10 protein-coding genes are annotated in these 13,711 nt (G+C 40.5%); 4 read left to right on the plus strand and 6 right to left on the minus strand.

What is annotated here, in order from left to right; all coding sequences use genetic code 11:
• Positions 1 to 90 precede the first annotated feature (90 nt).
• From PSM_RS09035 to PSM_RS09055, 5 genes are all read right to left on the minus strand, one after another.
• On the minus strand, positions 91 to 915 hold the full coding sequence (locus PSM_RS09035) for a M90 family metallopeptidase (RefSeq protein ID WP_013465218.1): 825 nt from the start codon (positions 913 to 915) through the stop codon (positions 91 to 93).
• A gap of 94 nt (positions 916 to 1,009) precedes the next feature.
• Positions 1,010 to 3,892: a ligand-binding sensor domain-containing diguanylate cyclase gene (locus PSM_RS09040; protein WP_013465219.1), complete on the minus strand. Its 2,883-nt coding sequence runs from the start codon at positions 3,890 to 3,892 to the stop codon at positions 1,010 to 1,012.
• Between the two features lie 110 nt (positions 3,893 to 4,002).
• On the minus strand, positions 4,003 to 4,665 hold the full coding sequence (locus PSM_RS09045) for a CatA-like O-acetyltransferase (RefSeq protein WP_013465220.1): 663 nt from the start codon (positions 4,663 to 4,665) through the stop codon (positions 4,003 to 4,005).
• Positions 4,666 to 4,816: 151 nt separating this feature from the next.
• Positions 4,817 to 5,857, minus strand: a complete 1,041-nt coding sequence (locus PSM_RS09050) for a Leu/Phe/Val dehydrogenase (protein ID WP_016900411.1) — start codon at positions 5,855 to 5,857, stop codon at positions 4,817 to 4,819.
• 433 nt (positions 5,858 to 6,290) lie between these two features.
• A complete protein-coding gene (locus PSM_RS09055; RefSeq protein ID WP_008112774.1) occupies positions 6,291 to 7,817 on the minus strand; it encodes a fumarate hydratase in 1,527 nt (508 codons plus the stop codon).
• Positions 7,818 to 7,983: 166 nt separating this feature from the next.
• Here PSM_RS09055 and pabB point away from each other — a divergent pair, with 166 nt between their 5' ends.
• The 3 genes from pabB to PSM_RS09070 all read left to right on the plus strand — a co-directional run bounded on the left by pabB (position 7,984) and on the right by PSM_RS09070 (position 11,388).
• Positions 7,984 to 9,342, plus strand: coding sequence for an aminodeoxychorismate synthase component I (gene pabB / locus PSM_RS09060; protein ID WP_013465223.1), 1,359 nt, complete (start codon positions 7,984 to 7,986; stop codon positions 9,340 to 9,342).
• Positions 9,335 to 9,910, plus strand: a complete 576-nt coding sequence (locus PSM_RS09065) for an NUDIX hydrolase (protein WP_013465224.1) — start codon at positions 9,335 to 9,337, stop codon at positions 9,908 to 9,910. Before pabB ends, PSM_RS09065 begins: the two co-directional genes overlap by 8 nt.
• A gap of 101 nt (positions 9,911 to 10,011) precedes the next feature.
• Entirely contained in the window at positions 10,012 to 11,388 is a 1,377-nt protein-coding gene (locus tag PSM_RS09070) for an L-serine ammonia-lyase (protein ID WP_008112780.1), read from the plus strand.
• Positions 11,389 to 11,652: 264 nt separating this feature from the next.
• Here the strand turns inward: PSM_RS09070 and cysB are convergent, their stop codons facing one another.
• Positions 11,653 to 12,630 (minus strand): HTH-type transcriptional regulator CysB, encoded by a 978-nt coding sequence (gene cysB, locus PSM_RS09075; protein WP_008466190.1) that lies wholly within the window; start codon positions 12,628 to 12,630, stop codon positions 11,653 to 11,655.
• Between the two features lie 295 nt (positions 12,631 to 12,925).
• Here cysB and PSM_RS09080 point away from each other — a divergent pair, with 295 nt between their 5' ends.
• Complete coding sequence (locus PSM_RS09080; protein WP_013465225.1) at positions 12,926 to 13,681, plus strand: hypothetical protein; 756 nt, start codon at positions 12,926 to 12,928, stop codon at positions 13,679 to 13,681.
• Positions 13,682 to 13,711: the final 30 nt, after the last annotated feature.

The following is a 13,711-nucleotide window of genomic DNA, read 5'->3' on the forward strand; positions in this document are numbered from 1 at the left end:
ACTTATTATTGTTGCTGTGTGTTGATCTATTACATCATTGCAACAAAAACGCCAGCAAGTTACCAGCGTAATAGGATGAAGTGCATAAAATCAGTGCCAAACAATAGGATCAAATTGATAAAAATCCACTAGCAAATGGTAAATTTCAGGGTCTTCACGGCGTAAATCGGCGGGTTTCTCTAAGAATGTTTCGGTGATCACCGCAAAAAACTCAGCCTCATTGGTGGCTCCATAGCTATGTATTACATGCGGCATACTATAAGCAACATGGGTTTTTAACTGCGAAAACGCTCGACTAAATACTCGCCCCCATTGTTGGTATTTTGCCTGTGATGCAAGTAGTGGCGTGCCGGTGGTTTTACCGGTTTCTTGATCAAGTTGATGTGCAAATTCATGAAACACTAAGTTATGCCCATCACTGGGTAAGCGGTTGCCCTCAAGCACATCATGCCAGCTAAGCACCAATGTTCCCCCCGGCCACGATTCACCTTGCCTTACTGTATTATGAAAACTGACAAGGCCTGCGTTATCGCGGCTTGATTGGGGCGCGTAATACGCACTGGGGTAGAGTAAAATTTCTTTTACGTTTTTATACAAAGGCCAAGGCTTGTTAAGCACAAGCAAGCAGGCATCGGCGGCAATAATGAGTTTCATTGCCTCCGTTAGTTGCAACCCATCGCAGCCAACAAAACGCTTTTCATTTAAAAACCACACAATATGGGATGCTAACTTGGCTCGCTCTGCATCGGTCATTTTGTTGTATATGGGCATAGCACGCAGTAACAACGTGTGTTGTTGCTCACTTAACAATAAATCACTGTATTTACGGTGCCACACGGCATTTTGAATATCAGGCCAGCGCCAAAACATTATAATAAATACAATTAAAACAAAAATTAATAGCCCATTTATCATTGGGTCGTCCTAAATCAAACCATTTAGCTTTAACGCCAAAATACTGCGCCCGTATTATTAAAATAGTAATGGGTGCAGTGAGGCTGTTTTTCAATCACATCACTTCAGTTCGATTTCGGCCATTGTTTTTTGCCTTATACAAAGCTTGGTCAGCCCGTGATAATAATCGGTCATAATCATCAACATCACCAGAGTCGGAAACACCAAAACTCACGGTTACGCTGAGGCCTTCTGCGATATTTGAAAAGTTTTTATTTTCAATACATTTGCGTAACTTCTCGCACATTTCTTGTGCCTGCACTGCACTCATATCAGGAAACACAAAAGTAAACTCTTCGCCGCCCCAGCGAGCTACCTCTTGCTCACCTTCGCAGTGCGCTTTAAGAATGTTAGCTACTTCACATATAACCTGATCACCTATGAGGTGTGACCAACCATCGTTAATCCGTTTAAAGTGATCAATATCCATAATAGCGATAGCAAATGATTTATTACATGCTTTAAAGTCTGAAAAGTTATCCGCCAGCCAGCCATCAAATGCGCGGCGATTCGGTAAATCGGTAAGCTGATCGTGTGTGGCTTGATACGCAAAGGCACTGGCTTGCTCTTGCAGTGCTTGCGTTTGCTTCACCACTCGACTCGTTAATTCTTTTTCTACTTGTTTGTAGTGGTACAAGCGATAACGATATGCGCTGTATATAACAACAACAAAAATAAAAAATACTAATAACTTAAAGCTTGTTTTTTGCCAAAAGTGCGATTGAATTTCAAAGTTAACGACTTTGTGATTTTGTTGCCAATCAGTATTTGGATAGGCTGCACGTACAGCAAAAGAATACTTGCCCGCAGGTAAGTTAGTGTATTCAGCAGTCGCTATGTGTTGACGGTTGATCCATTCGTTATTAAAGCCTTCCAATTTTGTTTGAAAGTTTAATCGCTGCGGCATAATAAAGCTCAGTCCCGCGTATTGAAATGACAAGCGCGTCACCCCTGGTGGTAAAATAATAGTTTCACCGTCTATAGGTAACGACGTTGGTTTACCATCAACAGAAAAGCTTTCAACAATCGTTGGTAACGCTATTTTAGTGGCTTCTTTTAAGCGTTCCGGTTTTACTGTACTCACCCCTTTTGCGGTAGCAAACCAAATTGTGCCATCTGAATGAGCGGTTGCAGAGGGGGTTGAACCGCCATTTGCTTGTGCACTGAGCATGCCATCACCCTCATCGTATAATTGAAAAGCTAACGACTGACTATTGTTTGTAGGTGAATCTAGTAGCTCATTAACCTGTTTATAATTAACTTCAATAATGCCACGGTTACTTGATAGCCAGAGTGAGTCTTTAAACGGCACAATTTGAAAAAGCTTATCGACCGGTAATCCTAGCTCTCGTCCTAAAATAGTCATATGCCCATTTGCATGCTGATAACGCAATAAACCTCTATCGGTCGCCATCCACGTGTATTTATCGTCAATATAAAAGCCAAACGCATATTGAGCCGAAAACGCTTTAGGGAACTGGATTGGTTGAAATTCCTCCGTATTGGTATTGTAAACCACCACGCCATTACCAGTTCCTATCCAAATGTTAGCGGCTTTATCCTCACTCAAAGCCAGAATAAAACCACTCGGCAACTCTCTCTCATTAGTAAATTGCACTAAACTGCCGTCGGTATTAACGCGTGTCAGCCCCATAGCCGAACCAATCCATAAACGATTTTTTGAATCAAAAAGTAAAGATCTTACTTCATTACTACCTAAGCCATTATCACGGTTTAAATAAGGTATGAGTTCGTTATTAACCACCTTCAACACACCTGAAGTGTATGTACCTACCCAAACATCACCTTGGCTTTGTTCAAGTAAGCTCAATACTGAATAAGGAGAGCCTTGCTTAGTGCCTTTAATATGGGTAATTTTATTGTTTTGCAGCCGATCTAAGCCAGTGCTTCCCCCTATCCATAAACTGCCATCAGAATGTGACAGGACCGTGCGGACATAATCGCTAGACAAACCTCGCTTTTTGCCCCACGATGAAAACGGCGCTTCTCTTAACCTAAATACACCAGCATTGGTGCCTACCCAAATACTATTTTCTCTGTCTTGTAACAAAGAAAGAATACGGTTGGCGGGTAAACCATTTTTAGCATCTAATTGCTCTAAACCATCGACGCTAAGCCTAAAAACACCTTTATTAATGGTGCCAAACCATAAATCACCATGGTTATCTTCTAATAAACTAGAAATCGACTCAGCACTAAGCTGTGGATGGGGTGACTCGAACACATTGCCATTTAATACTCGCGCACCTCTTTCACTACCAATAACAAGGCGTCCTTCACGGGTAATCAATAGAGTATATACAGGTGCATCTGGTAACCCTTGTTGTGGCGTCATCAAAGTGGGTTTGTAGTTGACTATTTTATACAGGCCATCACTGGTCGCCGCCCATATAACCCCCTTAGGGTCTTCAATGATTCGATACGCACTGACATTTTGTATTATTGGGATGTCTTGAGTGCTACTAGCTGAACGATAAAACACACCATCATTCTCAAGCGCTAGCCACAAGTTATCATTTTTACTTTTAAATATATGATTAACCATAGCTTGGGCAGGTGGTTGAGTGTCCCATTGTCGGTGCTGATATAAACTAATACCGCCGCGCGCTCCGGCTATGAGTAAGCCGCCATCGGATGTGGGGGTAAGCGCACGTACGCCTGAGTCAGGCAAATCGGTAATTTCTGAGCGGGTAAATAGTTTGAATTCTTGACCGTTAAAGCGGGCAAGCCCTTCCCAAGTACCTACCCATAAATAGCCATCTTGTGTTTGTGCAAGGCTATTAATGCTATTGTGAGGAAGGCCCGAACGGGTATTCCACGTTTCAAAAAAATAATCGCGCAACGGCAGGCGAGTCTGTTGCTGAGCATCAACAGTAAAAATCACCAACAAGAAGCATAAAATCACCAAGCGATTCATCAGACACTGCCTTTATAATTATTAGTTTTTATATTTGAGTAAATTCAAGGTGAAAATTTAATTAAAAAACATCACCAACAAATAATAACATAAGATTTACAACTTTTTCATTAAGTATTATCACTTAAACTATCAAATGTATGTTGTAATTGTTGAACGAACTTAGCCACATGTAGTCCATCTAGTAACGCATGATGAACATCAATGGAGAGTGGCATTTCTCCGGTATTAGGGTTGTATTGGCCGAACACAAATTTAGGAATGCCACAGCTTTGACCCTGGGTAAACGCATGCGAAAAGCTACTAAAGTTTAACCAAGGTAAAACAGAAACGTGAATTAAATCAGCTTGCCCTTCTGTTGCCGCAAAAGCATCAGAAAACAGCGGGTTTAATTTTGTGGTATCGCTAATAGCTTTCGCCTCACGGGAAAATTTATTTAACGACCCGTGTAATTTAAAATAACTAAAGCGAAACGACTCATCATCGGCAAGCTCGACTACACTTGCCCGCGTAGCACTTAAGTAACAAGGTTTTTGGTTAATAATGCGCAGCATCATCGGCTCATACTGATGACAGACTTTTAATAAGCAATAAATATAACCATGAAAAAAAGCAATATTAGCTTGTTTACAGGCGGTATATAACTTTTTCGCATTCAGTTGTACGCACACATTAAAATAAGGCTGAGTGAACTGCTGAAATAACTCAAAGTGTTGCTTTCGAGGCCATTGCTCAAAATCAAGAGGGGTAATAGAAAAATCAGTAGAGGACATAAAATATAGATAAAGTGTAAAACTAAATTTTACCGTGCTTTATCTATATTCGCATTAACTAAAATGACGCTTTGGGTGTAGTTATACCAAAGTCTTACATGAGGTGTAAAAAAGGAGCGTATTTCGCTCCTATTTTAAACCGAGTGGAAACTTAAAGTCCGTTTTCAATAATTTCTTGTGCCAGTTCATCGGCAATTAAATGCGTTGATTTTTGCTCTTTTTCACTACGGGTAAAAATTTCACTAAGTGTATCGTAAATTCTTTCTACGTGTTTATTAGAAGCCTCTTTACTGTAACCCTCTGGTGCAGTTTCGTAATAAACGTTAATAATACCACCTGCATTTATTACATAATCAGGCGCATATAAAATACCTTTTTCACGTAAAATTTCACCATGGCGTGATTCAGCAAGTTGATTGTTTGCACAACCTGCTACTATCGTTGCTTTTAAGCGTGGGATTGTTGTGTCATTAATAGTGGCACCTAATGCACAGGGTGCATAAACATCCACATCTAGGTCGTATATTTCATCAATACCAACTGCGGTTGCGCCAAAATCATTTACTACACGTTCTACTGCAACATGATTAATATCGGTAACAAATAACTCAGCACCAGCTTCAGACAAATGTTTACATAATCCATAAGCTACTGCACCTAAACCTTGCACCGCAACTTTAATACCAGAAAAGTCTTGAATACCGCGTTGATGGTTAAGCGCTGCTTTCATACCTAAAAACGTACCATAGGCTGTAAACGGCGAAGGGTTACCACTTTTTCCTTCAAGGCCTAACACGTAATTTGTTTCTTTGTTCATTAACGCCACATCATCACAGGTAATGTTTACATCTTCTGCTGAGTAGTAGCTACCATTTAGTCGCTCTAACTGGCGACCAAATGCGCGAAATAACTGCTCTGATTTGATTTCTTTGGCATTACCAATAATAACCGATTTACCACCACCAAATGGCAAGCGTGCTACGGCATTTTTATAGGTCATCCCTTTTGATAAACGCAGCACATCATATACTGCGTCTTTATCGTTAGCATAATCCCACATTCTACAACCGCCTACCGCAGGGCCTAAGTTTGTGTTATGTACCGCAATAATGGCCTTCAAACCAGACGCTTTGTCTGAACAAAAAACCACTTGTTCATGGTTATCAAATTCAACTTGATTAAATACAACCACTTTAAATACTCCGAAAATAATGGGCCCTTTTGGGCAAGCACGCTACAAATTGTCGAGACTTTATCACTTCAGTTAATGGTTCGCCACACTATGAGTAGATAAACCAAATAAAGCGCATCAAAGTGAAAAATAAAATGACTTATCGTTAAAAGTAAGCATAAAAATTCCAAAAATAACCATTTGATTAAGTATAAAAGCTAAAAACACCATCGCAATTAAAGCTTACGCTTACGTGAACGTCACCTTGCAGTTATTTGTAAACTTAACCATACACCCTAAAAAAGTATACTACAGCTTAAAATACAATGGCTTATACACTAATTGCCTACGCAGCATAAACTGGTCTGAGGTGTATAAGTCTTTGCAAATGTAAAAGTAAATAAAAAAGCGAGCACACAGTGCTCGCTTATATGATTGCTTTTTAAGTAAAAATTTACTTCATTTTGCTGTCTAGCTCTTCAATTTTTGCTTTCCAAATAGCAGGGCCTTGGGTGTGAGCATTTGCTCCTTCACTGTCTACGGCAACTGTTACTGGCATATCTTCTACTTCAAATTCGTAGATAGCTTCCATACCTAAATCTTCAAAGGCAACAACACGTGCTTTTTTAATAGCTTTAGATACTAGATAAGCCGCACCGCCTACAGCCATTAAATACACTGACTGATGCTTTTTAATAGACTCAACCGTTGCAGGGCCACGTTCAGCTTTACCAATCATTCCCACGATGCCTGTTTTTTCTAACATCATGTCAGTAAATTTGTCCATACGAGTAGCCGTTGTCGGGCCTGCAGGACCTACTGCTTCATCGCCTACTGCATCCACAGGACCAACGTAGTAAATAAACTTGTTATCAAAATCAACACCTTCAGGTAAACCTTCCCCTGAGTTGATCATATCTTGCAGACGCTTATGAGCAGCATCTCGACCCGTTAAAATAGTACCTGAGAGTAAAACGGTTTCACCCATTTTCCATTCTTTAGTGTCTTCTTTAGTTAGGGTATCTAAATTAACACGGCGTGTGCCCTCACCGACTTCGAAAGTCACTTCTGGCCAGTCTTCTAATTTAGGTGCTTTTAAATTCGCAGGGCCTGAACCATCAAGGGTAAAGTGAACGTGGCGCGTAGCAGCACAATTTGGGATCATAACCACTGGCTTTGAAGCCGCGTGAGTTGGCGCCGTTTTAATTTTAATATCAACAACCGTGGTTAAACCGCCAAGACCTTGCGCACCAATACCTAATTTATTCGCACGTTCAAAAATTTCTAAACGCAGCTTTTCTTCTGTTGTTTCTGCGCCGCGCTCAATGAGTTCATGAATATCAACCGGATCCATTAATGATTCTTTCGCCATTACCGCTGCTTTTTCTGCAGTGCCACCAATACCTATGCCTAGCATACCTGGTGGACACCAACCCGCCCCCATTGTTGGTAACGTTTTTTCTACCCACTCGGCCACATCGTCAGATGGGTTTAACATCACCATTTTACTTTTGTTCTCTGAGCCACCACCCTTAGCAGCCACCATCACTTCAACTTTATCGCCTGCAACTAAGTCAATGTGTACCACTGATGGCGTATTATCTTTAGTATTTTTACGAGTTCCCGCAGGGTCGGCAACAATCGATGCACGCAATGGGTTATCTGGATTTAAGTACGCACGACGCGTCCCCTCATCAACCATTTGTTGTACTGTTAAGTCGGTTTTATCCCAATTAACATCCATCCCTACTTTTACGAAACAGGTGATGATCCCAGTATCCTGGCACAGCGGACGCTTACCTTCTGCCGACATACGCGAGTTAATTAAGATTTGTGCAATCGCATCTTTAGCGGCTTTGCTTTGCTCTTTGTTATACGCTTTTTCTAGCGCTTGAACAAAATCAAGAGGGTGGTAAAACGAGATATATTGCAAAGCATCTTCAATGCTATCAATAAAGTCTTGCTGACGAATTGTACTCATAGTGGTTCCTTAAGTTGTTGTTACTCACGCAGCACGTAAGCGATATCAAACCCGTGACGGTGGTTCGAACTGTTTTCAACTACAGCGCTCACTAAACGCTGCCAAATAAATTTGACTTATGATACCCTCCCAGCCCGTTTGGAGCCAGTTCTTATAGGGGTAGTAAATGCTAAACAATAAAAAAAATTGTGTTGAATTAGCCATATCACAAAATTGTATTGAGGTATTTTCGCATTTTGCTCATTTGCCTTACGCCATTTTATTAGATTCGGGTGATAGTGATCACATAAACAGTCGTTTTGACATTATTGCGATTGACCCCCAGAGCACCCTTGAAGTCGAAAATAATCAAAGCGTTTTTAATAACCAGCCAAACATAAAAAGCTGCTTTGAAATAATGAATAATGAACTGGCAAAGTTAGACAGCAATAAAGCTGCCAACAACTTACCTTTTAATGGTGGCTGGCTGGGTTATTTTGGCTATGACTTAGGCCGTACTATAGAGCAACTACAAAGCAGCGCTTTACACGACATAAATTTACCGCAAATGGCGGTTGGACTTTACCTCGATGCACTGATTTACGATAAACGACTGCGTAAGTGGTTTTATATTTCGCAACCCAGTGTAAATCGTCTCTCGCAGTATCAGCAGCATTTAGCGCAACCACCTAAACATGAAAGCTTTTCGCTTACATCACAGTGGCAGTCAAATATGAGTCAGACAAGTTATAGCGAAAAGTTTGCCGCGATTGAAGAATACTTAAAAAGTGGTGATTGTTATCAAATTAACCTAGCGCAGCGTTTTAGCGCACATTACCAAGGGTCTCCTTGGGCGGCCTATGTTAAATTAACGCAGGCCAATAAAGCGCCTTTTTCTAGTTTTATAAATCATCCGCAAGGCGCTATTTTATCAATATCACCCGAGCGTTTTATTGCAGTGCACGACAACAAGGTAGAAACAAAACCTATTAAAGGCACGCTACCACGTAAAGCCGATGCTTTAGAAGATGCCAAACAAGCCACATTACTGGCAAACTCCAGTAAAGACCGCGCTGAAAATGTCATGATAGTAGACCTGCTACGAAATGATTTAGGTAAAGTCGCAAAACCGGGCTCTGTTGTTGTACCTTCTTTATTTGCTATTGAAAGCTTTCCGGCAGTACACCATTTGGTAAGTACAGTTACATCCATCCTTGATGAAGGAAAAACAGCAGTCGATCAACTTGAAGCTGCATTCCCTGGAGGGTCTATTACCGGGGCACCAAAAGTGCGCGCAATGGAAATAATAGAAGAGCTGGAGCCACACAGACGCAGTATTTATTGTGGCTCTATTGGCTATATTAGCGCCTGCGGTAATATGGATACCAGTATTACCATTCGAACTTTAGTTACTCATCATCAGCAAATACATTGTTGGGCTGGCGGTGGCATTGTTGCTGATTCAAAAGTCGAATTGGAATATCAAGAAACATACGATAAAGTAAATAAAATACTCCCTATATTAAATGAAGGTCGCTTTGAATAGTGAAACCATTTCGGCTCGTTTTCAATTAAACCGCAGTTTAGCCGTGGTTCAGCTCAAAGATAATAAAAAAAAGCGTGCCAGTGCAGTGATGCTACCTTTGATTGATATAGATAACGAAGCACATGTTTTATTGTGTAAGCGGCCAACCTATTTACATCACCACCCTGGGGAGATTTGTTTACCGGGTGGTAAATTTGAAATTAATGATGTTAACCTGCGCACCACGGCACTGCGTGAATTACATGAGGAGCTAAACATTCCCCCGCATAATGTTCAAGTTTTAGGCCAGCTGCCGGAATACTCTACCCTTACTGGATTTACTATACGTCCTTTTGTGGGCTTAATTAAAAAAGAAACGGTATGGGAGAACGATCATAACGAAGTACAAGCCAGCTTTTTACTCTCTATAAAAGCGCTGAATAACGCGGCTAACTGGCAACCTTTGCCCTTTGAACGAGGTGGAAAAATCATTACCTTAAATGGCTTTATCACCCCACATGGGCTTTTGTGGGGAGCCACAGCCAGCATTATTAAAAACTTTACAAAACAACTCGCCATACCAGTTTAAATCTTTACTAATAAGGGTTACACACCTGCGTTTCCACGTTATTATAGTCGACCGTTCAAAGAACAGCTTAATGCTGAGAAAACTAAGTAGAGACACACATTATGATCAGTGCATTTGATATGTTTAGCATTGGTATTGGCCCTTCATCGTCACATACCGTTGGCCCAATGCGTGCATCACGCTTATTTGTTAATGACCTAAACGAACAACAACTATTAGCAAATGTGACCGATGTAAAAGTAGAGCTTTACGGCTCGCTTGGCCAAACAGGTGTTGGCCACGGCTCTGGTAAAGCAGTGATACTTGGCTTAGCAGGGTATGATCCTGAAACCATTGATGCCGATTTAGTGGATGACATACTCGCTAAAATTGAAAAAGAACAGGTTATTTACCTAAACCAAACTCACAAAGCTAAATTCCCTAAGCAGGGCGCGATTGTTTTTCATCGCAGAAAGACACTCCCTAAACATTCCAACGCAATGGAAATTATTGCCTATAACAACGGCGAAAAAGTATATAGCAAAGTTTACTACTCTATTGGTGGCGGATTTATTGTTACGGATGAAGAGTTTGAAAAAGAAAAACAAGCTGCTTTAGATATCCGTGAAGAAAACCCAGCCCCGTTCCCGTTTGGCTCGGCTAAAGAATTACTCGAAATGTGTAAAGAGTCGGGTTACAGCGTATCAACGTTAATGATGAAAAACGAAAAGACGCTACGCAGTGAAGAAGCCATTAAAGATGAGCTATTTAATATTTGGCAAGTAATGAAAGCCTGTATTGAGCGAGGTATGCGCACCGAAGGTATTTTACCTGGCGGATTAAAAGTAAAACGCCGTGCGCCAAGCTTATATTTAAAGCTAAATGTAGAAGTCAGTAACGATCCGCTGCGCGCCATGGATTGGGTTGATTTATTCGCATTAGCTGTAAACGAAGAAAATGCAGCCGGAGGACGTGTAGTAACTGCCCCCACAAATGGCGCAGCCGGAATTTTACCTGCAGTATTAATGTATTATCATACTTTTATTAAAGAAGTAGACCGTGATATTGCTACCCGCTACTTATTAACTGCCGCTGCAATAGGCATTTTATATAAAAAGAATGCCTCTATTTCTGGTGCTGAAGTGGGTTGCCAAGGCGAAGTCGGTGTTGCTTGTTCAATGGCCGCAGGCGCACTTACTGAAATTGTTGGTGGTAACGTTGTACACGTAGAAAATGCCGCTGAAATTGGTATGGAACATAACTTAGGGTTAACCTGTGACCCTGTTGGCGGCTTAGTGCAAGTCCCCTGTATTGAACGTAATGCAATGGGCGCTATTAAAGCAATTAATGCGTCGCGCCTTGCTATACGCGGTAGTGGTGAGCAAAAAGTATCGCTGGATAAAGTAATAAAAACCATGCTCGATACGGGTAACGATATGAAAACAAAATACAAAGAAACCGCTCGCGGTGGACTGGCCGTTAATATTATCGAGTGCTAATTAACCTGAACTCTGGTTAAGAGATTTACTAACATATTGGATCAAAATGATATTTATGTTTATTTTCTCTAGCTAGAGATTTTTAGTGAAAACAAGGCGAAATTACGCGTCAATAGCTAGCCTATTGCAAGTAAATTCAACGCAGTTAGCGCTGAAAATAGCTGCTTGAGATGGATTTATTATCCACAGTTCAGGTTAATTACATAGCACAAAAAAGCCGCTTAGTTGCAAAACTAAGCGGCTTTTCATTGCTGTTTATGGCGGTTACTTAACCGGCAATTCAATATCAGCAAATAACTTATCAACATCTTCTTGATTACGCAGTAAACTCGCACGCTCTACTCGCTCTTTAGTTAAATGCGGTGCAAAACGTTCGATAAAGTCATACATGTAGGTGCGTAAAAAACTGCCCTTTCTAAAGCCAATTTTAGTCGTGCTCGCCTCAAATAAATGGCTAGCATCAATGCACACTAAGTCGCTGTCGTTTACCTGATCAATTGCCATAGATGCAACCACACCCACACCTAGCCCTAAACGCACATACGTTTTAATGACATCGGCATCGGTGGCAGTAAATACAATATGTGGCTCTAATCCGTAAGCATTAAATGCTTTGTCGAGCTCCGAACGACCTGTAAAGCCAAATACGTAAGTAATGAGTGGGTATTGGGCTATATCAGCCACTGTTAAATTATCCACTTTTTTCGCAAGGGGATGATCTTTAGCAACCACAATACTACGATTCCAATGGTAGCAAGGCAGCATTACTAAATCTGAATATAAATGAAGCGCTTCTGTGGCAATGGCAAAGTCAGCATCACCGCGAGCGGCTGCATCCGATATTTGCTGTGGTGTACCTTGATGCATATGCAGTGATACCGCAGGGTATTTTTGAGTAAAGCCTTTAATTACACTCGGTAACGCATACCGTGCTTGTGTATGCGTGGTAGCAATATTAAGTTTGCCTTGATCCGGTAAAGTATGTTCATTCGCAACCGCTTTAATACCCTCAACTTTTGAGAGTATTTCGCGTGATATGTTAATGATTTCCTCGCCAGCGCCTGTAACATGAGTTAAATGCTTACCACTGCGGCCAAAAATTTGTACACCGAGCTCATCTTCTAACATACGTACTTGCTTAGAAATACCAGGCTGGGAGGTAAATAAACTCTCAGCCGTAGCTGAAACATTTAATTTATGATTTTGAACTTCTACGATATATCTAAGTTGTTGTAATTTCATGGCTATGTAGTTTCGTTATAATTCACATTGACAGATAAAAGCGCACCCTAACTATAGGTAGCTATATAAAAGGCTGATTAATGTTACATAATATAACAATTAATTTGTTGAAATTTCAGGTTAACACAATAAATAAACTTGAGGTAGCAATGATTATCAGCAATCGAAACATAACATATTAAGATTTAAACGCTTTATGGTGACGCTTTTTTCAGTTAATCTGAGCAAAGTTTCCCACCTTTTATATATTTAATGTAAGATTAGATAATAAGGTTAAGAATTTGAGAATTATAACATGATAGTTTCCATTATAATTGTATTAATTGTTGCACTTATAGTCATTGCACTATGGGTTAGTGCTGTTCAGCAACACAAAGAAAAACAAGAAGCTGAACGACGCAAAGAGTTAACAAAACAAAAAGCAATCATTGAAGAAACCGAAGAAGCATTAATGAATAGCGCCAACATTCCACTTTCAGAGGCAACTCAGCGAATATTACAACGACGAATTCATGATGCACTCAGTCAAATGGTGTCTATTTCAAGCGGAGGTAGTGGACTAAAAAACCGCTTAAAAGAAGCAAAAGAGCGACTACAAAACCCAATTCAAGACGGTTCAGATGGCTTTGTATTACCAGGCAACGACAAACAACTGATATCGCTGATACAAGGCATTAAAAAGTTACGCACTATTATTCGTTCTGAGCATAATAAAGGCAAAGTAGACAGCCAGGTATTTATTGCAGAAGACAAACGCCTTGAAAAGCTACAACTAAGAATCAACATTGAAAGCCAAATAAAACGAGGGTTATCAGCGCAAACAGCTGGAATGATAGGCTCTGCTAGGCAGTACTTTGAAAAAGCAGCTGCCACACTTAACAGTGTTTCATTTAATGACGATTACATTACGGCAAAACGAGCTGAAGTTGAAGGCTACCTTGAAACGATAAGTAATGAACTCAAGGCATCAAATGCTACATCATTGAAGAAAAAGAACGAACAAGAGCAAGATGATTTAGACGTATTATTTGCACCTAAAAAGAAATGGTAACTCCTTTCTAAATAAAAAAGCCCATGCAGT

The organism is Pseudoalteromonas sp. SM9913 (assembly GCF_000184065.1).
GTDB lineage: Bacteria > Pseudomonadota > Gammaproteobacteria > Enterobacterales > Alteromonadaceae > Pseudoalteromonas > Pseudoalteromonas tetraodonis.